Origin of the sequence: Lysobacter sp. 22409 (genome assembly GCF_052045105.1) — a bacterium.
Classification (GTDB): Bacteria; Pseudomonadota; Gammaproteobacteria; order Xanthomonadales; family Xanthomonadaceae; genus Lysobacter; species Lysobacter antibioticus_B.
On the sequence record NZ_JBQEOE010000051.1, the window covers coordinates 1 to 22,478 of the forward strand.

Annotated in this window: 25 protein-coding genes; 12 read left to right on the forward strand and 13 right to left on the reverse strand. The window is 67.4% G+C overall.

Annotation, left to right across the window (positions count from 1 at the left end; translation table 11 throughout):
- Nucleotides 1–429: 429 nt before the first annotated feature.
- Both ACTJJK_RS20290 and ACTJJK_RS20295 read right to left on the reverse strand, forming a co-directional pair.
- Nucleotides 430–927 carry an acyl-CoA thioesterase gene (locus tag ACTJJK_RS20290; protein WP_031372917.1) on the reverse strand — a complete coding sequence of 166 codons (498 nt, stop codon included), beginning with the start codon at nt 925–927 and terminating at the stop codon, nt 430–432.
- Nucleotides 924–1,532, reverse strand: coding sequence for an NADPH-dependent FMN reductase (locus tag ACTJJK_RS20295; RefSeq protein WP_031372916.1), 609 nt, complete (start codon nt 1,530–1,532; stop codon nt 924–926). Before ACTJJK_RS20295 ends, ACTJJK_RS20290 begins: the two co-directional genes overlap by 4 nt.
- A gap of 116 nt (nt 1,533–1,648) precedes the next feature.
- On the opposite strand from ACTJJK_RS20295, the gene ACTJJK_RS20300 reads away from it, so the two are divergent.
- Complete coding sequence (locus ACTJJK_RS20300) at nt 1,649–2,062, forward strand: hypothetical protein (protein ID WP_031372915.1); 414 nt, start codon at nt 1,649–1,651, stop codon at nt 2,060–2,062.
- Nucleotides 2,059–2,502, forward strand: coding sequence for a hypothetical protein (locus ACTJJK_RS20305; protein ID WP_031372914.1), 444 nt, complete (start codon nt 2,059–2,061; stop codon nt 2,500–2,502). Before ACTJJK_RS20300 ends, ACTJJK_RS20305 begins: the two co-directional genes overlap by 4 nt.
- A 96-nt stretch (nt 2,503–2,598) precedes the next feature.
- Here ACTJJK_RS20305 and ACTJJK_RS20310 read toward each other — a convergent pair whose 3' ends face one another.
- Both ACTJJK_RS20310 and ACTJJK_RS20315 read right to left on the reverse strand, forming a co-directional pair.
- Nucleotides 2,599–4,023: a M16 family metallopeptidase gene (locus ACTJJK_RS20310; RefSeq protein WP_152566300.1), complete on the reverse strand. Its 1,425-nt coding sequence runs from the start codon at nt 4,021–4,023 to the stop codon at nt 2,599–2,601.
- A gap of 12 nt (nt 4,024–4,035) precedes the next feature.
- Nucleotides 4,036–5,448, reverse strand: coding sequence for a M16 family metallopeptidase (locus ACTJJK_RS20315; RefSeq protein WP_440731102.1), 1,413 nt, complete (start codon nt 5,446–5,448; stop codon nt 4,036–4,038).
- Between the two features lie 204 nt (nt 5,449–5,652).
- Here ACTJJK_RS20315 and ACTJJK_RS20320 point away from each other — a divergent pair, with 204 nt between their 5' ends.
- Entirely contained in the window at nt 5,653–6,141 is a 489-nt protein-coding gene (locus ACTJJK_RS20320) for an NUDIX hydrolase (protein WP_223620432.1), read from the forward strand.
- 16 nt (nt 6,142–6,157) lie between these two features.
- Here ACTJJK_RS20320 and ACTJJK_RS20325 read toward each other — a convergent pair whose 3' ends face one another.
- The 5 genes from ACTJJK_RS20325 to ACTJJK_RS20345 form a co-directional block, all read right to left on the reverse strand.
- Nucleotides 6,158–6,871 (reverse strand): hypothetical protein, encoded by a 714-nt coding sequence (locus tag ACTJJK_RS20325; protein ID WP_031372910.1) that lies wholly within the window; start codon nt 6,869–6,871, stop codon nt 6,158–6,160.
- A 56-nt stretch (nt 6,872–6,927) separates the two neighbouring features.
- Entirely contained in the window at nt 6,928–7,365 is a 438-nt protein-coding gene (locus ACTJJK_RS20330; protein ID WP_051885173.1) for a GNAT family N-acetyltransferase, read from the reverse strand.
- 61 nt (nt 7,366–7,426) lie between these two features.
- Complete coding sequence (locus tag ACTJJK_RS20335; protein WP_440731103.1) at nt 7,427–7,957, reverse strand: hypothetical protein; 531 nt, start codon at nt 7,955–7,957, stop codon at nt 7,427–7,429.
- Nucleotides 7,958–8,062: 105 nt separating this feature from the next.
- Entirely contained in the window at nt 8,063–9,388 is a 1,326-nt protein-coding gene (locus tag ACTJJK_RS20340) for a dicarboxylate/amino acid:cation symporter (RefSeq protein WP_031372907.1), read from the reverse strand.
- 176 nt (nt 9,389–9,564) lie between these two features.
- Nucleotides 9,565–9,990 (reverse strand): ArsR/SmtB family transcription factor, encoded by a 426-nt coding sequence (locus tag ACTJJK_RS20345; protein WP_440731104.1) that lies wholly within the window; start codon nt 9,988–9,990, stop codon nt 9,565–9,567.
- A 117-nt stretch (nt 9,991–10,107) separates the two neighbouring features.
- Here ACTJJK_RS20345 and ACTJJK_RS20350 point away from each other — a divergent pair, with 117 nt between their 5' ends.
- The 3 genes from ACTJJK_RS20350 (at nt 10,108) to ACTJJK_RS20360 (ending at nt 14,109) form a co-directional block, all read left to right on the forward strand.
- A complete protein-coding gene (locus ACTJJK_RS20350; protein WP_440731105.1) occupies nt 10,108–10,884 on the forward strand; it encodes an SDR family oxidoreductase in 777 nt (258 codons plus the stop codon).
- A gap of 136 nt (nt 10,885–11,020) precedes the next feature.
- Entirely contained in the window at nt 11,021–12,193 is a 1,173-nt protein-coding gene (locus ACTJJK_RS20355; RefSeq protein ID WP_440731106.1) for an MFS transporter, read from the forward strand.
- Between the two features lie 206 nt (nt 12,194–12,399).
- Nucleotides 12,400–14,109 (forward strand): alkaline phosphatase, encoded by a 1,710-nt coding sequence (locus ACTJJK_RS20360; RefSeq protein WP_440731107.1) that lies wholly within the window; start codon nt 12,400–12,402, stop codon nt 14,107–14,109.
- 334 nt (nt 14,110–14,443) lie between these two features.
- Here the strand turns inward: ACTJJK_RS20360 and ACTJJK_RS20365 are convergent, their stop codons facing one another.
- Entirely contained in the window at nt 14,444–14,866 is a 423-nt protein-coding gene (locus ACTJJK_RS20365) for a CopD family protein (RefSeq protein WP_031372902.1), read from the reverse strand.
- Nucleotides 14,867–15,009: 143 nt separating this feature from the next.
- Between ACTJJK_RS20365 and ACTJJK_RS20370 the strand changes: the two genes are divergently transcribed.
- The 3 genes from ACTJJK_RS20370 (at nt 15,010) to ACTJJK_RS20380 (ending at nt 17,996) form a co-directional block, all read left to right on the forward strand.
- Nucleotides 15,010–15,618 (forward strand): class I SAM-dependent DNA methyltransferase, encoded by a 609-nt coding sequence (locus ACTJJK_RS20370; protein WP_031372901.1) that lies wholly within the window; start codon nt 15,010–15,012, stop codon nt 15,616–15,618.
- A 192-nt stretch (nt 15,619–15,810) separates the two neighbouring features.
- The gene (locus ACTJJK_RS20375; RefSeq protein WP_031372900.1) at nt 15,811–17,055 is read left to right on the forward strand and encodes a polyhydroxyalkanoate depolymerase; all 1,245 of its coding nucleotides are present in this window, start codon (nt 15,811–15,813) and stop codon (nt 17,053–17,055) included.
- A gap of 548 nt (nt 17,056–17,603) precedes the next feature.
- A complete protein-coding gene (locus ACTJJK_RS20380; RefSeq protein ID WP_440731108.1) occupies nt 17,604–17,996 on the forward strand; it encodes a hypothetical protein in 393 nt (130 codons plus the stop codon).
- Between the two features lie 414 nt (nt 17,997–18,410).
- On the opposite strand, the gene ACTJJK_RS20385 is transcribed toward ACTJJK_RS20380, so the two are convergent.
- Both ACTJJK_RS20385 and ACTJJK_RS20390 read right to left on the reverse strand, forming a co-directional pair.
- Nucleotides 18,411–19,340 (reverse strand): sensor domain-containing protein, encoded by a 930-nt coding sequence (locus tag ACTJJK_RS20385; RefSeq protein WP_440731109.1) that lies wholly within the window; start codon nt 19,338–19,340, stop codon nt 18,411–18,413.
- Nucleotides 19,337–19,702: a PadR family transcriptional regulator gene (locus tag ACTJJK_RS20390; RefSeq protein WP_031372897.1), complete on the reverse strand. Its 366-nt coding sequence runs from the start codon at nt 19,700–19,702 to the stop codon at nt 19,337–19,339. The genes ACTJJK_RS20385 and ACTJJK_RS20390 overlap by 4 nt, the downstream gene beginning before the upstream one ends.
- A gap of 176 nt (nt 19,703–19,878) precedes the next feature.
- On the opposite strand from ACTJJK_RS20390, the gene ACTJJK_RS20395 reads away from it, so the two are divergent.
- Together ACTJJK_RS20395 and ACTJJK_RS20400 are read left to right on the forward strand one after the other, a co-directional pair.
- Nucleotides 19,879–20,340, forward strand: coding sequence for a DUF1579 family protein (locus tag ACTJJK_RS20395; protein WP_440731110.1), 462 nt, complete (start codon nt 19,879–19,881; stop codon nt 20,338–20,340).
- A 14-nt stretch (nt 20,341–20,354) separates the two neighbouring features.
- Nucleotides 20,355–21,311, forward strand: a complete 957-nt coding sequence (locus ACTJJK_RS20400; protein ID WP_440731111.1) for a peptidylprolyl isomerase — start codon at nt 20,355–20,357, stop codon at nt 21,309–21,311.
- A gap of 92 nt (nt 21,312–21,403) precedes the next feature.
- Here ACTJJK_RS20400 and speG read toward each other — a convergent pair whose 3' ends face one another.
- Nucleotides 21,404–21,988: a spermidine N1-acetyltransferase gene (speG, locus tag ACTJJK_RS20405; protein WP_440731112.1), complete on the reverse strand. Its 585-nt coding sequence runs from the start codon at nt 21,986–21,988 to the stop codon at nt 21,404–21,406.
- Between the two features lie 147 nt (nt 21,989–22,135).
- Here speG and ACTJJK_RS20410 point away from each other — a divergent pair, with 147 nt between their 5' ends.
- Nucleotides 22,136–22,432, forward strand: a complete 297-nt coding sequence (locus ACTJJK_RS20410) for a hypothetical protein (protein ID WP_031372893.1) — start codon at nt 22,136–22,138, stop codon at nt 22,430–22,432.
- Nucleotides 22,433–22,478 lie beyond the last annotated feature (46 nt).

The following is a 22,478-nucleotide window of genomic DNA, read 5'->3' on the forward strand; positions in this document are numbered from 1 at the left end:
CCGTAGACCCGGAGGGCGGCGCACAGGACGTGCGCCGTTTTTCGATAGGACAAGGATGTCCTATCGAAAAATCCCGGCGCACGCTGCGAACTCGCAGGGGAGCTTCGTCAAGGAAGGCCTTTTCTTTGGCTAGCTTTGACCGAAGGGAATCCAGACGGACTTTTGGGCCAGCAAAAGAAAGTAACCCGGCCGCGTCAGCGGACGGAAGCTTTAGATGTTGACGTTGTTTCATCGCTCTGCGGCAAGGTACGCAACAACTGCGAGCTGCGCGGTCGCGACTTGCGTCGCTCCTACCCGGCGACAGTTCGTGGCTTCGATCGGCAACGACGGCAGTAAAGATTCTGCGCGTCCCTCGGTCGCGACTCACGTCGCTCCTACACAAGCCCAGAGCTCCTACACAAGCCCGGGCCCGAGCGCAGCGGGCGAACCTCACCCCTCGTGCACGTACCGTTCCACCGTCGCCTCGATCCCCTTGCTCAACTCCATCACCTTGAGCGCGTACTCGGCCAGACGCTTGTCGTCCTCGGTCACCGGGGTCCACGACGGCACCGGGGTCGGTTTGCCTTCGACCTGGTCCATGGCGACGAACACGATCACGCAGTGGGTGCACAGGCGCTCTTCGGGCTCGCCGTCGTCCAGGCCCGGGTCGCGGGCCTTCACGTCGACCGCGAAGTGCATGCTGCTGGTGCCGGTGTGGATCAACTTGGTGTGCACGGTGACCAGGTCGCTGATCCGGATCGGGGCGACGAAGCGGATGCCGCCGACGGCGACGGTCACGCTGTACTTGCCGCTCCAGCCGACCGCGGCAGCGTAACCGGCCTGGTCGATCCATTTCATGACCATGCCGCCGTGGACCTTGCCGCCATAGTTGACGTCGGTCGGTTGCGCCAGGAAGCGCAGGTTCAATTCGCGTTGCTGACCTTTCATGCCGGAGCTCCCTGGTAGACCTTGAGGTGGCGCACCACGGCGGCGCCGACGCGATGCACGGCGTCGCGCTGGCGCTCGTCGTTCAACTGGCCGAAATCGGTGAGCTTGTCGGCGGCCTGGCCGACCGCAACCTGCTGCGGCACCACGATCAGGCCGAGTTTGGCCAAGGCGTCGCGCAACACCAGCAGCGAACGCAGTCCGCCGAGGGGACCGGGCGACGCCGAAACGATGCCGGCGACCTTGTCGGCGAACAGGGCGGTGCCGGAACGGCCGTCGGCGAGCGGACGCGAGATCCAGTCGAGGGTGTTCTTGACCAGGGCCGGCATCGAGCCGTTGTACTCGGGCGTGCTGATCAGCAGGCCGTCGTGTTCGGCCAGCAAGGCCTGCAGGCGGCGCGCGTGCTCGGGCATGGCCTCGGCTTCGATGTCGCCGTCGTAGATCGGCAAGGGGTAGTCGCGCAGTTCGATCAGGGTGACTTCGGCGCCGGCGGTGCGCGCGCCTTCGGCCAACACCGGGATCAGGCGGCGGTTGTAGGAGCCCGCGCGCAGGCTGCCGGCGAAGGCGAGCAGACGCACCGGCGAGACGGCGGGATTGGCTGGGGGCATGGAGGGGCTCCGTGGCGAGGCGCCGATTATGCGCGACGCGCCGCAACGGCGGGAGCTTGAAACCCGGCGTCCGTGGGGCGATGCTCCGCGCATCCGATCCGGGGAGGGACGGAACCATGATTCGCACGATTTTGGCGGTGATCGTCGGCATGCTGGCGGCGATGGCGACTATGCACTTGTTCGAGTTCGGCTCGGCCCGCCTGCATCCGTTCGCGCCCGGCACCGATCCGCGCGATCCCGTCGCGCTGGCCGCGCACGTGGCGGCCGCGCCGTTCTCGGCCATGGCCCTGGTCGTGGCCGGCTGGGTCGTGGGTGCTTTCGATGGCGGCCTGGTCGCGGCGCTGATCGCGCGCCGCCACCGCCGCGGCGCCGCGCTTACGGTCGGCGCCCTGATCGTCGCCAGCGTGATCGCGGTGTCGATGATGTTCGCGCATCCGCTGTGGATGACCGTCGCCGGACTGCTGTTGCCTTTGCCGGCCAGCTGGCTCGGCGCCTTTTTGATCGCAAGACCTGAACGGGCGACCGCATGAAACAAGTGTTCTACGGCTTCGGCATCTTCGTCGTCGCCTTCCTGATCGGCGCCGGCCTCGCCCGCTTCGGCGCGCCCGGCGACGACACCGCCATGCTGATCGGCGGCGGCATGCTCGCGGTCGGCCTGGTGCTCGGCTACAAGGCGCTGGAAGCGGTTGCGCTGCTGTTCGCGCCGGTCGTACTCGCGCGCATGGCGGTGCGCTGGGCCGCCACCGGCAGCCCCGTCCCTCGCGACCAGCGCGGCGAGCGCGGGGTGTGGCTGGCGCGGCTGATCTTCATCCCCTTGTACGGGGCGTATTCGCTGGTCACCGGCGCCGTCGTCGGCGCGTTTCCGGGCGGCTACGGCCTGTTCCTTACCGGCTTGCTGTACGGCGTGGTCGGGCTGGTCTTCGCCGGCCTCGCCATCGGCGTGGTGCTGAAATGGTTCGGCGAGAACTGAGCGCCGTCGGCTCGACATCCGGACCACAAGCTTCCAAAACGACGAAGCCCCGGCCGCGAACGGCCGGGGCTAGTTGTTGGCGACGATGGGCCGGGCTTACTTCTCCAGCTTGAACTCGCCGTATTCCTTGAGCTGGCCCTCGACCGCCTTGTAATCGCCGACCACGACGATCGACTGGTCCTTGGAGGCGTAGTACTTCTTCGCCATCGCCTGGACCTGCTCGGCGCTGATCGCGCGGATCTTCGGCACGTACTCGCCGAGGAATTCCGGCGGCAGGCCGTACAGCCAATTACTCGCCAACGAGGCCGCGACCGAGCTCTGCAGCTGGTTGCCGATCAGATAACCGCCGGCGACGTAGCGCTTGGTGTCTTCGAGCTCCTGCGCCGGCACCGGGTAGTCGTTGATGCGGCCGAATTCGTAGATGAATTCGCCGATCGCCTTGCCGGTGACTTCGTTGCGGACGTCGGCCGAGGCCTGGATGCTGCCGCCGTCGCGCAAGGCGTTGAGGCCGCCGCGCGCGCCGTAGGTATAGCCCTTGTCTTCGCGCAGGTTCTGCATCAGGCGGCTGCTGAAACCGCCGCCGAGCACGATCCCGGCCAACTGCGCCGGCAGGTAGTCGGCATCGGTCGCGGCGATCGCCGGACGCCCCAGGCGCACCGCCGACTGCACGCTGCCGTCGCGCTGCACGAAGATGCGCTGCGGGTCGGCGCTGGCGCGCGCCGGTGCGGTGTCGGCGATGGCTTCGCCGCTGGCCTTCCACTGGCCGAAGGCGGCTTCGGCGAGCTTGAAGCCCTCCTCCGCGCCGATCCGGCCGGTGACGATCAACAAGGCGCGGTCCGGGCGGAAACGGCGCACGTGTTCGGCGCGCACTTTCTCGGCGGTGACCGCGCCGATCGCCGCTTCGGTGGGCTGGCTGCGTGCGTAAGGGTGATCGCCGTAGGTCGCCTTCAGCAAGGCACGCGTGGCCTTAAAGCTCGGCTGCGCCTGCGACACCTTCAAGCCTTGCAGGGCGTTGGCCTGGGCGAGCTTGACCTCGGCATCGGGGAAGTTCGCCTGCTGCGCCACTTCCGACAGCAGCCGGATCATCGGCTCGGCCTGCGAGGGCAAGGCGTTGGCGCTGAGCAGCACGCCGTCGTTGAGGGCGTTCGCGCCGATCGCGCCGCCATAGCCCTGCGCAGCCTCGGCGATCGCCTTGGCGTTGCGCTTGGCCGTGCCCTGGGTCAGCAGGCCGGCATACAACGAAGCGAAGCCCGAGGCGTCGGGGCCGTCGCTGGCATAGCCGGCGCTACGCACCGCGAGTGCGTAATCGACGCGCGGCAGGCCCTTGCGCGGCACCACCCAGACTTGCAGGCCGTTGGCGAGGGTCTTCTGGGCGATCTGCGGCACCGGCAGGGCCTTGTCGGCGGCCAGCGGCGGCAGTTGCTGGGGCAGCTTGGCGGCGGGGCCGGCGACAGCGGTGCCGACCGCGCAGACCAGGGCCAACGAGGTCGACAGGGCGAGCAGATTGTTATGGATTCTCATGTCGTCTCCTCCTCAGTTCGTCGCCGACGGCGCGGCCGCGCCGGGCTTCGCGGCCGGCGCCGCCATCGCGACCGGCTTGCGGTCGATCACGGTGCGGTTGGCGCGGGTCAGATAGGTCTTGGCGACGCGCTGCAGATCGGCCGAGGTCACGCCTTCGATCCAGCCGGGGATCTTGTTGACCACGTTGGCGTCGCCCCACAGGGTCTGCATGCGCGCGACGGTGTCGGCGCGTTCGATGTAGCTTTCCAGGCCGTTGTACCAATCGGCGAGCATGTGGGTCTTGACCCGCTTCAGAGTGACCGCATCGACGCCGTCGCGGGCGACCTTCGCCACTTCCTCGTCGATCGCGGTGAGCACCGCATCGGCGTTGGTGTCGGGCTTGTACAACGCGAACAGGGTGAACAAGGTCGGGCCGTTATAGGTCCAGGGGTCGGTCAGGCCGTACAGCGCGTCGATGTTGAGCGCGATCTGGCGCTGCTTGACCAGGCCCTGGTACAGGCGCGAGGCCTCGTCGCCGGCGAGCAGGCTGCCGAGCACCGCCATCGGCGCGTGGTCGCGGCTGCCGCGGGTCGGCATCTTCCAGGCCGCGGCGATCGCCGGCACCTGCGCCAGCGCATCGGTCTGCTCGATGCGCTTCTCCTTGGTGTTGAGGCCCTCGGCGAAATCCGGCGGCGGCGGGGTCGGACGCCCCGGGATCGCGCCGAAATACTTGTCGGCGAGCTTGAAGGCGTCTTCCGGGGTGATGTCGCCGGCGATGCCGAGCACGGCGTTGTTGGGGCCGTAGTAGTCGCGGTGGAAGGAGCGCACGTCCTCGAGGCTGGCGTTCTCCAGATCCTGGAAGCTGCCGTAGCCGTCGTGGTTGTTCTCCCACTTCTGGAATGCGTGCTGGCCGATGTCGATCCACATGAAGCCGCCGTAGGGCTGGTTCTTCACGTTGACCCGGATCTCTTCCTTGACCACGTCTTGCTGGTTCTTCAGCGTGGTCGGGTTGAAGTCCAGGGTCTTCATGCGGTCGGCTTCGAGCCACAGGATGCGGTCGAGTGCCGAGACCGGCGCGACTTCGATGTAATTGGTGAAATCGGCGCGGGTAGACCCGTTGTTGCGTCCGCCGCCGCCGCTGATGACCTGGTCGAACACGCCCTTCGGCGCGACCGGCGTGCCCTGGAACATCAAGTGCTCGAACAGGTGGGCGAAGCCGGTGCGGTTCTTCGGCTCCAGCCGCATGCCGACGTGATAGACCACGCTGACGCCGACGGTCGGCGAGCTGTGGTCTTGCGAGACGACCACGGTCAATCCGTTGTCGAGTTTCTTGACTGCGACCGGCAACTGCCAGCGATCGCTCTCGGCCGCGTGCGCAGTGGCGAACGCGGCGGTCGTGATCGTGGTCAGACCGGCCAGCAGCACGCAGAGGTGACGCTTGCGCATGGGAATCTCCCTGTCCTGTCGAATGAGTCCGTCGGCCGTCGCGGGACCGCTGCTGCGACGCGCCGGAGGCTCCGGCACCCTAACCCGGGAAGGGCCCGCCGATACGGGTCGAAAGTCACGTAGGGGGATCGACGGCGCTGGTCGTTGCGGGGCGAATCGCCGACACTGTGCGACCCGCGCCCCTGCTCCGCCGAACTCCCGCCGATGCCGTATACGCCTATCGTGGCCACCCTGGGCTACGTGATTTCGCCCGATGGCCGCCAAGTCCTGATGGTCCACCGCAACGCGCGCCCCGACGACCATCAGCTGGGCAAGTACAACGGCCTGGGCGGCAAGCTGGAAGCCGACGAGGACGTGGTCGCCGGCATGCGCCGCGAGATCTTCGAGGAAGCCGGGATCGACTGCACCGCGATGAACCTGCGCGGCACCATCAGCTGGCCCGGCTTCGGCAAGCACGGCGAGGACTGGCTGGGCTTCGTCTTCACCATCACCGCCTTCGAGGGCACGCCGTTCGCGAGCAATGCCGAAGGCGCGCTGGACTGGGTGCCTATCGAGCGCCTGCACGAGCTGCCGATGTGGGAAGGCGACCGCGAGTTCCTGCCGCTGGTGTTCGACGCCGACCCGCGCCCCTTCCACGGGGTGATGCCTTATCGCGACGGGCGCATGCAGTCATGGAAGTTCTCGCGGATTTGAGGGCGGCCGGTCCGCCTCAAGCGCCGTCGAGCCGCCGCTCGATCTCGTGCCACGACACTTCCCAGACCTCGCCGTGCTCCGGCCAGCACTCCACCTGCGCGGGCAGCTCGCCCTGCGGGCTCTTATCGAAGGGCTCGCCATCGAACTCGAACGAAAACACGTGCGCCGAAACCGGCGCGCGGCGCAGCGTCGCGCGGCGGCAGGGGGTCATCGGGCTGCTCAAGGGATCGCCATCGTCCATGGCGATGCGCAGACTGTCGTAGTCGTAGACTGCCAGGCAACGACCGGCATCGATCTTGAGCAGGTAGACCAGGCCGCCGCCGTGCTCGGGCTCGGCCAGCGACTTGCATTCGCTGAACTCGTAGTGCTCCTCGTTCACCGTCCCCGCCCGCATATCGGCCCGATAACGCTCGCGGGACACGCCACGCGTGCGGCTCAGCCTGCGGCCGTGGCGCCAGGCGTACACCGCGCAGCCCAGCGCGATCGCGACTGCACAAACCAGAATCGCGAAGGAAGCGTAGTCGTCGCCCCAGGCCCCGGCGCCGAACAACCTCCGCGCCACCCAGCCCGCGCCCATGATGAGCAAGGCCATCGCCAAGCTCAGCGACGCCGTCGCGACCACCCAGCTCTCAAACGCGGTCTTGACCGGTGTGGGCCCAGCCCGGCTCAGCGACGCCAGCTCGCTCAGTTCCGCGTCCGTCATCGGCCGCGATACGATTTCCACCGACATCCACTCCTCCTGAGACGCCTTGTCCGGCGCTGGTCCCGAACGCTTGCAGTCGACGCTCAGCCTGCACTGCGTGCGCCGACCACATATTCCATGTTCACCGCATGCGGTGCGCTCTCGGCGAAACCGTACTTGGCGTAGAGATGCCGGGCGTCGCCGTCGGCGACCAGGGTCACGAATGCGGAAGGCTCGGCATTCGCGCGCAACCAGGCGTCGAGCGCATCGAGGATGCGCCGGCCCAATCCGCGCCCTTGCAGGTCCGGCGTCACCGCGATGTCGACCACGCTGTAGAAACAACCGCCGTCGCCGATGATGCGGCCCATGCCGACCACCTGCCCTTCGCGCAACAGGCTGACCCCGTACAAGGTGTTCGGCAGGCCGCGCGCCGCTGCCTGCGGCGTGCGCGGCGACATGCCGGCGAGGATACGCAAACGGCAGTAGTCCTCGATCTGCGGGAAGATTTCGACCAGTTCGATCGCGGGTAATTCGAAGGTCATGCTGACCTCCTTCGCTGTGCAGGCCGCCAGTATCTTCGATCCGGCCGACGAACGCGCCGGCTTATCCGCCGACCCGCACCGAGCCTTTGCCGTCTTCCTGCTCGAACACGAAGCTGAAGGCCAGGCTCACCGCGACCGCTTCTTCGCGGCCGCTGACGCAGCCCTGCTCGTCGATCGGCCGTGCACCGGGATAGACGCAGCGGAACGCCGGGTCGAAACGCCATTGCGCCACCGCATTGCGCGCAGCTTCGACGAAGCGCGGGTCGGTCTGGGCCGGGCGCGGGCAGCCGCTGGCGGCATCGTCGATCGGTTGGCTGTCCATGACCTTGCCGTCCTCGCCGATGGCCACGCGCAGGCAGATGGTCTGCGGCGGCAGGCGCTGGGCCAGCAGCACCGGCGGATACAGCGGGCTGGGGTTGCCGTATTCGGCCAGGGGCATCTGGAAGGTTTCGTTGTCGGCCAGTTGCATGCGCTCGCTGGCCGGCATCAGCTTGTCGATCGAACGCACGCCGACCTGGCCGCTGCGACCGGTCTGTTCGACCTCGGGCGGGTTCGGGTGCGTCGCGCACGCCGCCAGCAGGCTCGAAGCCAACAGCAGCGACGGCCACCGGAATGCGCTCGCGAACCGCAAGGCCGCTACCGCTCCGCCTACACGCTTGTATCGACGCCTCGCACCCTGCATGGCCTTCGTCCTCGCTCAGGCTTTGCTTTCTTCCTCGATCCCGACATTGGTCGGTGCCGCGTCGTAGACCGCCTTGTCGAGCAGGCCGGTCTCCTTGGCCACCAGCACCGGCACCAGCATCTGCCCGGTCACGTTGGTCATGGTCCGCATCATGTCGAGCACACGGTCGATCGCATACAGATAGCCGATGGTCTCCAGCGGCAGGCCGGCGGCGCTGAGCACCACGGTGGCCATGATCACCGCCGTGCCGGGCACGCCGGCGGTGCCGAAGCTGCCGAGCACCGAGGCGATCATGACGATGAAGTACTGGTCGGCGGTCAGCGGCGTGCCGGTGTACTGGGCGATGAACACCGCGCACAGCGCTGGATAGATCGCGCCGCAGCCGTCCATCTTGATGCTGGCGCCCAGCGGCGAGGCGAACGCCGCATAGTCTTTATTGACGCCGAGGTTGTGGGTGATCGAACGCATCGCCACCGGCATCGCGGCGAAGCTCGACGAACTCACGAACGCCACTTGCATGCCGGGCGCGGCGCCGCGGAAGAACTTCAAGGGGTTCAGCCCGTGCGCGAGCAGCAGGCCGCTGTAGACCACGACGATGTGCAGGGCGCAGGCCAGGTACAGGGCGAACACGAAGTTGCCGAGCGGCAGCAGCTTCTCGAAGCCGTAAGCGCCGACTAGCGCGGCGATCAGGCCGAAGGTGCCGATCGGGGTGACTTCGAGCACGAAGCGGGTGACCTGGATCATCAGGTCGCTGGTCTCGCCGACCAGCTTGCGCACCCCGGCGACCTTCTCGCCTAGCTTGACCATCGCGAAGCCGAGCAGGCCGGCGAAGAAGATCACCGGCAGGATCGAACCCTTGCCGGCCGCGAGCACGGTCTCGCCGGCGGCGTTCTTGGTCGCGCCGATGCCGGTCAGGGCGTAGAACGGGTTGCTCGGCACCACGTCGAGCAGCACCTTGGTCACGCTGGGCACGTCGCGCGGCTTGTAGCCGCTGTCGATCGCCAGCCCCATCACGCCGCTGCCGGGCTGCAGCACGGTGCCGACCGCCAGGCCGATGCCGACGGCGAGGACCGCGGTGACCGCGAACCACAGGAAGGTGCGTCCGCCGAGCGCGGCGATCGACTTCTGCCCGTGCAGCGAGGCCACCGCGTTGATCACCGCGAAGAACACCAGCGGCACCGCGATCATCTTGATCAGGGTGACGTAAAGATCGCCGAGCGGGCCAAACCAGGTTTCGGCCGCGGGCCCGAAGGCCCAGCCGGCGAGCGCACCGAGCACGAAGCCGCCGACCACGCGCTGCCAGAACGGAATGCGGAACCACGCGGAGAGCAAGGCGGTCATGACGGACTATCCAGAAGATTCGTCGGAAGACTCCGGCCGGACCAGCCCGGCGCGGAGCGAGCGGCACACCATAAACAGGTTCGATACGCCGCCGGCAAACCCTAGCGCATAAGCCGGCAACGAAATTTCATGAAGAGCGACCGCTTCGGCAAAACAGCGCGACGCAGTCCGCGCTTTCATGCTCGGGCCTTCGCCGGCGGCGTGCGCGAAGCGTCGGCGCGGCGTCCGCGCGCAGGCGCCTTGGCCACCGGCTTCGGCGCAGGTTTGGCCGACGGCTTCCTGGCCGGCTGCGAGCCGCCGGCACCGGCCAGGATCGCCCGCAGCAGGCCGGGGAAACGCCGTTCGAGATCGTCGCAGCGCAGGGTGTTGAGATACTGCGTTCCGGATTTGACCGTGTTGACCAGGCCGGCCGAACGCAGCACGTCGAAGTGCCGCGACAAGGTCGCGCGCGGCAGGTCTTCGCCGATGCAGGCGCCGACGCAGGACACCGGATGGTCGCGGCTCAGCGAGCGGACGATGCCCAGGCGCACCGGATCGGCCAGCGCGTACAGCACGGCGGTCATCTCGATGTCGTCGATGGCGGGGTGATGCAGGGGTCTCATGGCGACAGCTTGCAACAAGCCGAGGCCTGCTGCTATGGTTTCCATTGTTCCGAATATCGGAACAACAGAATAACACATCGCCCTCCCCCAGCCGCCCCTCCTCTCCGGACACCCGACATGAGCACGCTTTCCAGCAAACCCCTGCACGGCAAGACCGCGTTCGTGACCGGCGCCAGCCGCGGCATCGGCCGCGCCATTGCCCTGCGCCTGGCCCGCGACGGCGCCCATGTCGCGATCAACTACGGCGCCTCGCGCGACGAAGCCGAGGCGGTGGCCGCCGAGATCCGCGCCCTCGGCGTGCAGTCGGTCGCCATCGGCGCCGACCTGGGCTCGGTCGCCTCGATCGTCCAGGCCTATGTCGAACTCGATCGTTTCCTGCTCGACGCCAACGGCCGGCCCGGCTTCGACATCCTGGTCAACAACGCCGGCGTCGCCGTGGCCGCCACACCGGCCGACACCACCGAGGCGCAGTTCGACCGTCTGTTCGACGTCAACGTCAAAGGCGTGTTCTTCGCCATCCAGCAGGCCGCGCCGCGCCTCAACGAAGGCGGCCGCATCGTCAACATCTCCTCGCTGTCGACCCGCGTCGCCACCCCGGGCCTGGCCGCCTACGCCGCCAGCAAGGGCGCGCTGGAAACCCTGACCCTGCAACTCGCGCCCGAGTTCGCCGCGCGCGGCATCACCGTCAACAACGTCTCGCCCGGCGCCATCGAAACGGTCATGAACACCTTCCTGCAGGACGAGGTCGGCCGCGCGGCGATTTTGCAGAGCCAGGCGATCGGGCGAGTGGGTCAACCGGAGGACATCGCCGATGCGGTAGCCTTCGTCGCCTCGCACGACGGCCGATGGCTCACCGGCACCACGCTCGATGCCAGCGGCGGCAGTCATTTGTAAGCCGCCGGGAATGGGGAATCGGGAATCGGGAATCGCAGAAGCGGTTCCGCAACAATCCGTACTTTCGCCCCGTCTTTCTCGCTTTCGCTGTTCTTGCCCTCCCCATTCCCGATTCCCGATTCTCGATTCCTGCCCCATGAACAAACCCCTGTTCTCTCTCCTGCTCGGCGCCTTCGCGCTCGGCTCGGCCGAATTCGGCACGGTCGGGTTGATTCCGTCGCTGAGCCATCAACTGCACCGCAGCAGCGACGAGCTCGGGTGGCTGGTGGCGATCTACGCCATCGGCGTGACCATTGGCGCGCCGCTGCTGACTCGGTTGCTGCAGCGTTACGACGCCCGCCTGACACTGGCGGTGTCGATGGCCCTGGCCGGCGTGTTGACCGTGCTCGCTTCGGCCAGCGAGCACTTCGGCCTGCTGCTGGTCGCGCGGCTGTTGCTCGGCGCCAACCACGGCCTGTTCTTCTCTCTGGCGATGCCGCTGGCCGGCAAGCTCAGCCCACGCTCGACCATCGAGGGCATGTCCCAAGTGGTGTCCGGCCTGACCATCGCCATCGTGTTGAGCATTCCGATCATGGGATTCGTCAGCGATCACTACCACTGGCAAGCGACGTTCTGGCTGCTCGGCGCGAGCTATTTCATCGCCGCGGCGGCGATGTGGCGCTGGATTCCGGCGCGCGCCGGCGCCCGCGAGGCCGCTGCGCAGCAGGTCGGTTTCGTCGAAGTGATCTCCAACCCGCGCGTGCTGTCGGCGCTGATGAAGATCGTGCTGCTGTTCGGCGGTTACTTCATCGCCTACACCTATCTGCCCAAGCTCATCATCGATTCGCTCGGCTACAGCCAGGACACCGCCAACCTGCTGCTGTTGCTGTTCGGCATCGGCGTGGTGCTGGGCAATCACGTCGGTGGCATCGCCGCAGCACGCTTTGGCGTGTCGCGCACGATCGGCTTCAACTACGCCTTGATCGCGGCGCTGTTCCTGGCGATCTATTTCCTGATCGGCCTGCCCTCGGCAGCCTACGCCGGCATCCTGGTGCTTGGTTTGTTCGCGATGAGCGCGACGCCGTCGCTCGGCCACTACGGCATCGAAGTGTCGCGCCGGCTGATCCCGGGCTCGGCCGAGATCGCCTCCAGCCTGACCGTGTCGGGCTACAACATCGGCATCGCCCTGGGTTCGTTGATCGGCGGCGTGGTGCTGCGGCAGGTCGGGCTCAACCAGATCCTGGTAGTCGCCGCGTTCGTGATCGGGCTCGGGTTGGTGGTGAATTTCCTCGAGCACCGCTCGGACCTGCGGCTGGGACAGACTATTTGAAGCTAGAAGTGAGTGGGTAGGAGTGAGGAGTGAGCGAAGGCAACGGCGTTGCTCCGGCCCTTACTCACTCCTTACTCCTCACTCCTCGCTCCTGCTTACCCGCCCCCGCTCCCGCCTGTTCCCGCAAAGCGACGCCCGGGTGCCAGCGCCGCGCCGTCACAGACCCGGGGCATAATCGCCGGCTAGTCATCCCAAGCCGGCCGTCCATGTCCAAGCTGCGTTCCGCTTCCGTCCTTCTCGTTCCCGCGCTGCTCAGCGCCTGCGCCGCCTCGGCGCCCACGCGCGGCGATGCGCCCGCGGCACACGGCGTCGCCATCGACGTCCCCGCGATCCAGCATCCGCAGGGCGAGACGCCGGCCTGGTGGTATCGCGACGGCGCCGCCCAGGCCGCGCAACGCGGCGCCAGCGGCGGCAAGGCCAAGAACGTCATCCTGTTCGTCGGCGACGGCATGAGCCTGACCACGGTCGCCGCCGCGCGTATCCTTGCCGGCCAGCTCAAGGGCGCGCCGGGCGAAGAGAACCGCTTGAGCTGGGAACGCTTCCCCGCGACCGCGCTCAGCAAGACCTACAACACCGATTCGCAGACGCCGGACTCGGCCGGCACCATGAGCGCGATGGCGACCGGGGTGAAGACCCGCGCCGGCGTGCTCAGCATCGGCCAACAGGCCACGCGCGGCGATTGCGCCGGCGCATTGGCGGCGCCGATGCTGACCCTGTGGGAGTTGGCCGCGAGCAGCGGCCTGGCGACCGGCGTGGTCACCACCACCCGCGTTACCCATGCCACCCCCGGCGCGACCTTCAGCCATTCGGCCGATCGCAACTGGGAAAACGACATGGACCTGCCGGAGAAAGCCAAGGCCGAAGGCTGCGCCGACATCGCCCGGCAGATGATCGAATCGCCGTACGGCACCGGCCCGGACGTGTTGCTCGGCGGCGGCCGCGGCAACTTCATGACCGTCGAACAGCGCGACCCCGAGTACGACGACAAGGTCGGCCAGCGCCTCGACGGCCGCGACTTGGTCGCGACCTGGAAGCAGCGTCATCCCGGTGGTGCGTATGTCTGGAATGCCAAGCAATTCGCCGCGGCGCCGAAGGACCAGCCGCTGTTCGGCCTGTTCGAACCCGACCACATGCAGTTCTCGCACGACCGCCCGCAGGACGGCGCCGGCGAACCCTCGCTGGCGGAGATGACCACCGCGGCGATCGAACGCCTCAAGCGCATCAAGGGCGACAACGGCTTCGTGCTGTTGGTCGAAGGCGGACGCATCGACCACGCCCATCATCTCGGCAATGCCTACCGCGCCCTGACCGACACCATCGCCCTGAGCGAAGCGGTGGAGGCTGCGAACCAGGCGACTTCGGCCGACGACACCTTGATCCTGGTGACCGCCGACCACTCGCATACCTTGAGCTTCGTCGGCTACCCGGTGCGCGGCAACCCGATGCTCGGCAAGGTGCGCGGCAGCAGCGGCGAAGAAGGCGACCCGGGCGACTACGCCCGCGACGCGCTCGGCATGCCCTACACCACCCTCAACTACAGCAACGGCCCCGGCTACGTCGGCGCCAGTGCGCAACAACCGGAAGGCCCGCACCGCTACCCGCACACCGTCAGCGGCACGCAGATGGCCGAGAAGGGCCGCCCGGACCTGAGCAAGGTCGACACCGCGCATCCGGACTACATGCAGGAAGCGCTGGTGCCGACCAACGCCGAGACCCATGGCGGCGACGACGTCGGCATCTGGGCGCGCGGCCCCGGCAGCGACGCCGTGCGCGGCAGCGTCGAGCAGAACACGATCTACCACTTCATGCTGCAGAGCATGCCGAAGCTGCGCGCGGCGTTGTGCGCGAAGGGCGATTGCGACGCGAACGCGATTCCGCTGGCGCTGCCGAAAGCGGACGATTTCAAGAATCGTTGAAGCATTCGCGTTAGAGCAAATCCCCCCTGCCCCCCTTTTCCAAAGGGGGGAACAGCAAAAGCAAGGGCTGAACGTAGGCCCCGAACACTCTCTGCCATCGCAGACTCCCATCGCCCCCTTTGAAGAAGGGGGCGAGCGCCCGACCTGAGCACGAAGCCCGATGCAGTTTCGGCGCGGGGGATTTGCCCTTCGGCGCACTGGCGAACAACAAAACGGCGACCTGCCGGCAGATCGCCGTTTTCGTTACCAGGTCGCCAGCGTCGGCCCGCCCACGATTCCCGCTTTTACGAATCCCGCTTTTACGAATCCCGATTCCCGAATCCCCATTCCCGGCTCAAAACGGCTTAGCCAACACCAGCCAGACGATCGCGATCAGGGCGAACACCGGGATCTCGTTGAAGATGCGCAAGTTGCGCGAGGACGGCAGCGCGCGCCCCTGATCGACACCCTTGAGCCAACGGCCGGTGACGATGTAATAGGCCAGCATCACAGCGACCACGGTCAGCTTGGCGTGCAGCCAGCCGCCGCTCATGTGGAACACGAACCACAGCACGCCGCCCAGGATCGCGGCAACGCCGAACATGATGTGGCCGAAGCGGTACAGGCGCCGCCCCATCAGCACCAATCGGGCGCGCACCGCCGGCTCGTCGCCGGCTTCGGCCAGGTTGACCAGGATCCGCGGCAGGTAGAACACCGAGCCCATCCAGGCCATCACGAACACGAGATGGAAGGTCTTGGTCCACAGATAGGCATTCATGCGCGGGCGTCCTGAAGTCGGCTGGCGGTGTCGGCGGGCGGAACCGATGAAACCATCATCGAATACAACGCAGGCGCGCGTCGCACCCTGTCCGCCGGCCGGGCACGATAGGATGCCACGCTCCACGCAACGCCGATGACCCCATGAGCAAACAGTACGACCGCGACTACTTCCAGCGCTGGTACCGCGACCCGGCCCTCAAGGACCAGGCCATCGGCGGCAGCGCCCGCCTGGCGCGCAAGGTCGCGCTGGCCGTGGCCACCGCCGAGTACCACCTGGAGCGCCCGCTGCGCAGCGTGCTCGACATCGGCTGCGGCGAAGGGCCGTGGCGGGCGCCGCTGTTGAAGCTGCGGCCGCGCGCGAGCTATCTGGGTTTCGACAGCAGCGAGTACGCGATCGGCCGCTACGGCCGCAGTCGCAACCTGCATCTGGCGCGCTTCGGCGACTTCGAGTTCCTGCGCCCCTGCGCCCCGGTCGACCTGCTGATCTGCAGCGACGTGCTGCATTACCTGGACACCCGCGAACTCGACCGCGGCCTGTCCGGCCTGGCCGAACTCTGCGGCGGCGTCGCCTTCCTGGAGACCTTCAGCCGCGAGGACGGCATCGAAGGCGACACGGTCGGCTTCAAGCGCCGCCCGGCCAAGTTCTATCGCGAACGCTTCGCCGCCCAGGGCTTCGCCAGCCTGGGCTCGCACCTGTGGCTGGCGCCGGAGTTGCGCGGCGGCACCGCGGCATTGGAAACCGCCGAGTAAGCCCACAAACCGCGACGCCGCGGCGTCTCAGCGCATCCTGGAACGCGGGTCGCACTCGCTAAGGCCATTCACGCGACCGCCGTCCCAATCCGCTATGCTGCGGCGCAGCAAACCACCCGGGCCGGAGCCTCGACGCTCCGGCCTCAGGCCGTACCGCCACAGTCGTAACGTCACAGAGAGTCCCATCCGATGCTGCTTTATCAGATGCATGAACTCGGCCGTGCCTGGATGGCGCCGATGACCTACTGGGCCGAAGCCGGCGCGAAGATGTTCGCCGCGCCCGGCAGTTGGCTTTCGGCCGTGCCCGGCGCCTCGCGCCTGGCCGCCGGTTACGAACTGCTGTACCGGGTCGGCAAGGATTACGAGAAGCCCGAGTTCGGCATCCACTCCATCCAGATCGACGGCAACGCCTATCCGGTGATCGAGCGCGAGATGCAGCGCAAGCCGTTCTGCCGGCTGCTGCGCTTCAAGCGCTATGCCGACGATGCCGACAACATCGCCGAGCTCAAGGACGATCCGCCGGTGCTGGTGGTCGCACCCTTGTCGGGCCACCACAGCACTCTGCTGCGCGACACGGTCAAGACCCTGCTGCGCGATCACAAGGTCTATATCACCGACTGGGTCGACGCGCGCATGGTGCCGGCCGAGGACGGCGCCTTCACCCTCGATGACTACGTCGCCTACATCCAGGATTTCATCCGCCTGATCGGCGCCGACACCCTGCACGTGATCAGCGTGTGCCAGCCGACCGTGCCGGTGCTCGCCGCGGTCTCGCTGATGGCCGCGCGCGGCGAAGCCACGCCGCGTTCGCTGGTGATGATGGGCGGCCCGATCGACACCCGCGAAAGCCCGACCCAGGTCAACGACCTCGCCGTGCACAAGCCGCTGTGGTGGTTCGAAGGCAATTTGATCCATCACGTGCCGGCCAATTTCCCCGGCCGCGGCCGCCGCGTCTATCCGGGCTTCCTGCAGCACGGCGGTTTCGTCGCGATGAATCCCGAGCGGCATTTCCAGTCGCACTGGGATTTCTACCAGGACCTGGTCAAGGGCGACCTCGAAGACGCCGACTCGCACCGCCGTTTCTACGACGAATACAACGCCGTGCTCGACATGCCGGCCGAGTACTACCTCGACACCATCCGCGTGGTGTTCCAGGAGCACCTGTTACCGCGCGGGCTGTGGGACGTCGCCGGCGAACGGGTGAATCCGGGCGCGATCAAGAACACCGCCCTGCTGACCATCGAAGGCGAACTCGACGATATTTCCGGCCAGGGCCAGACCCGCGCGGCGCACACGCTGTGCACCGGCGTGGCCGAAGCCGACCGCGAGCACCTGACCATCCTCGGCGCCGGCCATTACGGCATCTTCAGCGGCCGCCGCTGGCGCGAGCAGGTCTATCCGCAGGTGCGCAAGTTCATCGCCAAGTACGCGGCGTGAGCTTTCCCGCGCCATAGCGCGCACAGCCGCCGCAACCCGGGCCCGATGCCATGCATCGGGCTTTTTTTATCCGTGAACCCGGCCGATCCGCACGGAAAAACTGTCGACTGGGTAGCAAACGCAGCCGTCCCCGCGAGGACCCGGCGAATTTTGCGGATACATTCGGCGCTGAAGCCCGCCGAAGGATCGCCGCGCCCGCCGCCGAATGCCGCTTGAACGTCGCCGCCGCATCGAGTCGGCTCGAACGCATCCGCTCGGACGAATCGGTTCGAACTGATCAGGACCACGCGAACCGGCCACGCCGTTCGCGACACGCCAGGAAGGCCCATGCCGCATCGCATCGTTATCTCGTCATCGCCCGCCGCAGCGCCGAGGCCTGCGCGTCGCGTTGCGTTGCCTCATCCATCGACCTCATCGCAAGCGCGATCGCCGACTGCGATCGCAGGCCCCTACGTCCCGTCGCAAGCATCGGCGCTCTGCCGCGCTCTTGCCCCGGATCGTGCTTCACCCCTCGACTCGTTCCATTGCCCCGGCTCAAGGAGAACCGCATGAAACTCGCCACCGTTTCCGCCGTCCTGTCCGCCCTGATGCTGTGCTCGGGTGCGGCTTCCGCCGCCACCGCGGCCTGCCAGTCTTCGCGTATCCAAGTCGAAATCAGCCACATCCAGCGCGTACAGGCCTGCACCACGCAAGGCCCGAACAGCCCGATCTGCCAGCAGCGCCAGCAGGTCGAGAACGTCTATTGGCAGGTGATGGATGCGCAATGCCCGGCACCGACGCCGCAGTGCTCGGTCAACCGGCAGATCTACAACATCGTTTCGCAGCAACGCGCGATGAAATGCCAGCAGGCCGGCTCGTCGACCGACCCGGTCTGCCAGGCCGCGATGCAGCAGGAACAAGCCAGCTTCCTGCAGGTCAAGGTCAGCTGCTTCCTGCAGTGATGCGTAGCCTGCTTTGCGCGCCGCAACGGCAAACGAATCGCAACAACGACGCTTGAGCAGCGCTCTCCGGACACGCCTCTCACATCGCCCCCTTTGAAAAAGGGGGCGAGCGCCCGGCGCAAGCACGAAGCCCGATGCGGGTTTCGGCGCGGGGGATTTGCTGTTCGGTGCGATGCGCGAAGGCAAGCAAAAGCGAATCCCCCCTGCCCCCCTTTTTCAAAGGGGGGAGAACGGCAACAGCAACAACAAAAACAAAGGCAAAAACAAGACCAGAACCGGAACCGGAACCAACAGCGAAGCGGACGTCCGGAACGAGTTGGCTGCGGATAGACGCCCGAACGCAACGAAGCCGGCCTCGGGCCGGCTTCGTTGCGTTCGGGGGCCGCGGCATCGGCCGCGACATGCGCCGGGTTATCAGCCCAAGCGCACCAGCAGGTGCTTGGCGATCTGGCCGTGGAACTTGCCGACGAAGCGCGCGACGTGCAGGGTCGCGAACAGCAATGCCACGCCGATCAACATCGCCACCGGCCACGACCACGGTTCCCAGGCCATGAACACGTCGTAGCCATCGAACTGCACCGTGCCGATGCCCAACAGCCGCAGCAGCGGGAAGAAGATCAGCGACAACGACACGCTCAGGCCGGTCACCGCGACGGTGAAGTAAGCGATGCCCAGCGGCAGCATCAGCAGCATGTAGATCAGCGTGGTCCAGGTGCGCGGATCGGCGAACATGTCCTTGATGCGTTCCAGGAGCGGCCGTTCGCGGTTGTGGTACAGCGGCCGGCGCGGCATGCGTTCGCCGAGCATGACCTCGACCAGGCGGCCTTCGACCAGCGACAGGATCCGCACCGAGCCCAGGAACAGAATCAGCAGCGGCACGCCGATGATCAGGACCAGCAGGCCCAGCGACAGCGACACGCCGACATTGACCCAGGTGAAGTAGAAGATGCCGGTCGCCAGCGAGAACAGCATGTAGAACAGCGCGGCGTAGGTGCGCGGTTCGGCGGCGACGCCGAAGAACCGCCCGAGCGGCGACCGGCGCGGCTTCGGTGCCGGCGGACGCAACGCGGTCTGCACCTTGACCTCGGTGTCGCGATAGATATCGGCGACTTCGTCGGGCGCGCCGTAGCTGCCGGCGACCGCGGCGATCACTTCGGCCTCGCTCTGGCCCGGGTTCTCGGCCATCTCCGAGCGCAAGTATTCCTCGGCGTCGTACAGCGCGTCCTGGATCAGCGCCTTGTCGGCGCCGGCCAGAGCCGCGCGCAGGCGATCGAGGTAGTCCGGTATCGACTGCGGCAGTGCGCTGTCGGGGCGGGCGAAGGAACCGGTGGCGGTGGTGTTCATAGTGCTAGCCCCTGAAGGACGGAATCGACGGAATCGCGGGTGGCGCGCCAGGCCATGACCCATTCGCGCAGCACGGACAGTCCGGTTTCGGTGATGCGGTAGTAGCGGCGCGGCGGACCCGTCACCGAGGGCTCGACGTGGCTGTCGAGCAGGCCGCCGGCGCCGAGGTTGCGCAATACCGGGTACAGCGCGCTCTGTTTGCCGCTGAGCACGCCCTCGCCTTCGCGCTCCAGGCGCTTGGCGATCTGGTAGCCGTACATCGGCTCGGCGGCCGAGGCCAATACCGCCAACAGGGCCAGCGAGACGGTGCCGGCACTGAGCTCTTTCTGGAACTTTCGCAGTTGGTTATCGAAGTCGGTCATGTCGCTCTCCGCTATCGTTGAGATCAGACTAGTACGAAGTTCGGTATAGCGAATGTGCCGATAGTCACCAGGACGAGGCGCAGGGCCGCTTTCGGCTCGTGGAGCTGGGGTACGCTGCGGCGACCCGGCCGCACCGCCCGGCCCGACGACATCCTCGATGAGGTCATGCAGACGCCATGGAATCGCCCCGACCCGACCCTGCCCAGCTCGCCCTGCTGCACCGCCTCGCCGGCGCCTGGTCCGGGCCCGAACGCAACGCCGACCCCACCGGCGCCGCGGCCGCGTCGGTCGGCCACGGCCACTACCGGGTCGCCCTCGACGGCGGCGCGCTGATCCAGGACTACCGCCAGGAACGCAACGGCACGACCGTGTTCCGCGGCCACGGCGTGTTCCTGGTCGAGCCCGGCAGCGACCAGGTGCTGTGGTGGTGGTTCGACTCGCTCGGGTATCTGGCCGCGCCGGCACGCGGGCGCTGGCACGGTGACAGCCTGTGCTTCGACCAGGTCACCCCGCGCGGCGAATCGCGCTATCGCTACGAACTCGACGGCGAGCGCCACCGCTTCGTCATCGAGAACCGCTTCCCGGGCGAAACCGACTTCGCCGAATTCATGCGCGGCGACTACACTCGCCAGCCCTGACAGGAGATCGCCCGATGCGTTCGATGCCGCAAACCGCCCTGCTGAGCCTGTTGACCGTCGCCGTGCTGCAGACTGCAGCAGCGCAGACGCCGGCGCGCCCGATGCAGGAGATCCTCGACGCCAGCCAGCCCGCCGACTGGCGCGCGCTGGACCCGAAGAACACCTTGTACGTCGAACTGCCGCGCGGCCGCGTGGTGATCGAGCTGGCGCCGCAGTTCGCGCCGGCGCACGTCGCCAACATCCGCGCCCTGGCCACCAATCAGTACTGGAACGGCCTCAGCATCAACCGCTCGCAGGACAACTACGTCGTGCAATGGGGCGATGCGAACGCCGAGGACGCGGCCCAGCGCAAGCCTTACGGCCGCGGGGTCAAGGCGAAGCTGCCGGCCGAATTCGCCCGCAAGAGCCAGGGTCTGGCGATGACCGTGCTGCCCGACGCCGACGGCTGGGCGGCCGAGGCCGGCTTCGTCGCCGGCTTCCCGGCCGCACGCGATTCGGCCACCGGTTCGAGCTGGCTCGCCCATTGCTACGGCACCGTCGGCGCCGGCCGCGACATGGCCGCCGATTCCAGCAACGGCACCGAGCTGTACGTGGTGACCGGGCAATCGCCGCGCCACCTCGACCGCAACATCACCACGGTCGGGCGCGTGGTCAAGGGCATCGAGCTGCTGTCGTCGCTGCCGCGCGGTACCGGCAACCTCGGCTTCTACGAGACCCCGGCCGAGCGCACGCCGATCCGCGCGATCCGCCTGGCCGCCGACGTGCCGAAGGCCGAACGCGCCAACCTGGAAGTGCTGCGCACCGACACACCGCTGTTCGCCGAACTGGTCGAATCGCGCCGCAATCGCCGCGACGAGTGGTACAAGCAGCCGGCCGGCCACGTCAACATCTGCAACGTGCCGCTGCCGGTGCGCGAGCAGACCGCGCAGTCCGCGGCGCAGCCGTCCAAGGCGAAGGGCAAGAAGCGCTGAGCCCAGCGCCGCGCGCACGGCGTCGGCTTCCGCAAGATCCGGCGTCGCCCGGCGCCGGCCTCAGTCGTGTTCGGCGCCGTTCGGCGCCGGACTCAGTCCCGCTCCGGCCCGCGCGACAGCGGCTTGGCGCTGGCGCCGCGCTCCAACGCCTGCGGCTGGAACAGGCACATCCGCACCACGTCGTGGTAGCGGCCGTCGCTGAAGAACTCGTCGATCAACACGCCTTCGCGCTGGAACCCGGCCTGCTCGTAGATCGAGATGGCGCGCGAATTGTCGACGTCGACCAGCAGATAGAGCTTGTATAGATTGAGTACGCGGAAAGCGTAGTTGATCGCCATGTCGGTGGCCGCGCGAGCGTAACCGCGGCGCTGCTGTTCCGGCGAGATCATGATCAGGAACTCGGCGCGCCGGTGCAGGTGGTCGATCTCGACCAGTTCGACCAACCCGACCCGCTCTTGCGAGCTGTCCTGGACGATGAAGCGGCGCTCGGATTGGTCGTGGATATGCTTGCGGTACAGCTCTTCGAGTTCGACGAAGGACTCGTAGGGCTCCTCGAACCAATAACCCATCACGCTGCGGTTGTTGTTGAGCACGTGGACGAAATGCAGGTCGCCGCGCTCCAGCGGACGCAGGGTGACGCTCGGCGCGGGATGCTCGTCGGCGGAGGTCGTAGTCATGGCCGTTACCCTACTCCACCGGCATGCAGCCGGTGTGACGTTTTACCCACGTTGCGCATCGCAATGGGCGGCCGGCGGCATCGCTTCACATCGCCTTAGCCGCCGCCTGCCTAGCCTGCCGATACCCCCCTGCGCGAAGGTTCCGCCATGCCCCTGCTCAGACTGCGCATCACCGGCAACGAGAACGACGCGCGCGCCATCGGCAACCTGCTGTCGAGCCTGGAAGGCATCGAACACGTCGAGGAAGTCGCCGACCTGATGCCGCACATGGACGACTCCGATTCTAGTTCCGCCGGCCTGCCCGACGATGCCGGCCCCGGCGTGCACGAACTTGAAGTCGACGCGCCCAACGCCTCCACCGCGAACAAGGTCCGCGAAGCGGTGGAAGCGCTGGCCTTCGACCTGGACGTGCTGGTCGAGTTCGAAACCGACGAAGAACGCTGAGCCGGCGCCTGCGCCCGTAACGGGCGCAGCGCCGGTCCGCAGGCCG

Bases quoted from the DNA above. Each gene is read 5' to 3' on its own strand.
- ACTJJK_RS20310 (WP_152566300.1), bottom strand. From the start codon at position 4,023: ATGAGAATCCATAACAATCTGCTCGCCCTGTCGACCTCGTTGGCCCTG.
- ACTJJK_RS20410 (WP_031372893.1), top strand. From the start codon at position 22,136: ATGCCCCTGCTCAGACTGCGCATCACCGGCAACGAGAACGACGCGCGC.
- ACTJJK_RS20380 (WP_440731108.1), top strand. From the start codon at position 17,604: ATGAAACTCGCCACCGTTTCCGCCGTCCTGTCCGCCCTGATGCTGTGC.
- ACTJJK_RS20360 (WP_440731107.1), top strand. From the start codon at position 12,400: ATGTCCAAGCTGCGTTCCGCTTCCGTCCTTCTCGTTCCCGCGCTGCTC.
- ACTJJK_RS20395 (WP_440731110.1), top strand. From the start codon at position 19,879: ATGGAATCGCCCCGACCCGACCCTGCCCAGCTCGCCCTGCTGCACCGC.
- ACTJJK_RS20345 (WP_440731104.1), bottom strand. From the start codon at position 9,990: ATGAGACCCCTGCATCACCCCGCCATCGACGACATCGAGATGACCGCC.
- ACTJJK_RS20320 (WP_223620432.1), top strand. From the start codon at position 5,653: ATGCCGTATACGCCTATCGTGGCCACCCTGGGCTACGTGATTTCGCCC.
- ACTJJK_RS20370 (WP_031372901.1), top strand. From the start codon at position 15,010: ATGAGCAAACAGTACGACCGCGACTACTTCCAGCGCTGGTACCGCGAC.
- speG (WP_440731112.1), bottom strand. From the start codon at position 21,988: ATGACTACGACCTCCGCCGACGAGCATCCCGCGCCGAGCGTCACCCTG.
- ACTJJK_RS20325 (WP_031372910.1), bottom strand. From the start codon at position 6,871: ATGTCGGTGGAAATCGTATCGCGGCCGATGACGGACGCGGAACTGAGC.
- ACTJJK_RS20390 (WP_031372897.1), bottom strand. From the start codon at position 19,702: ATGACCGACTTCGATAACCAACTGCGAAAGTTCCAGAAAGAGCTCAGT.
- ACTJJK_RS20350 (WP_440731105.1), top strand. From the start codon at position 10,108: ATGAGCACGCTTTCCAGCAAACCCCTGCACGGCAAGACCGCGTTCGTG.
- ACTJJK_RS20355 (WP_440731106.1), top strand. From the start codon at position 11,021: ATGAACAAACCCCTGTTCTCTCTCCTGCTCGGCGCCTTCGCGCTCGGC.
- ACTJJK_RS20305 (WP_031372914.1), top strand. From the start codon at position 2,059: ATGAAACAAGTGTTCTACGGCTTCGGCATCTTCGTCGTCGCCTTCCTG.
- ACTJJK_RS20365 (WP_031372902.1), bottom strand. From the start codon at position 14,866: ATGAATGCCTATCTGTGGACCAAGACCTTCCATCTCGTGTTCGTGATG.
- ACTJJK_RS20385 (WP_440731109.1), bottom strand. From the start codon at position 19,340: ATGAACACCACCGCCACCGGTTCCTTCGCCCGCCCCGACAGCGCACTG.
- ACTJJK_RS20400 (WP_440731111.1), top strand. From the start codon at position 20,355: ATGCGTTCGATGCCGCAAACCGCCCTGCTGAGCCTGTTGACCGTCGCC.
- ACTJJK_RS20295 (WP_031372916.1), bottom strand. From the start codon at position 1,532: ATGCCCCCAGCCAATCCCGCCGTCTCGCCGGTGCGTCTGCTCGCCTTC.
- ACTJJK_RS20340 (WP_031372907.1), bottom strand. From the start codon at position 9,388: ATGACCGCCTTGCTCTCCGCGTGGTTCCGCATTCCGTTCTGGCAGCGC.
- ACTJJK_RS20315 (WP_440731102.1), bottom strand. From the start codon at position 5,448: ATGCGCAAGCGTCACCTCTGCGTGCTGCTGGCCGGTCTGACCACGATC.
- ACTJJK_RS20290 (WP_031372917.1), bottom strand. From the start codon at position 927: ATGAAAGGTCAGCAACGCGAATTGAACCTGCGCTTCCTGGCGCAACCG.
- ACTJJK_RS20300 (WP_031372915.1), top strand. From the start codon at position 1,649: ATGATTCGCACGATTTTGGCGGTGATCGTCGGCATGCTGGCGGCGATG.
- ACTJJK_RS20330 (WP_051885173.1), bottom strand. From the start codon at position 7,365: ATGACCTTCGAATTACCCGCGATCGAACTGGTCGAAATCTTCCCGCAG.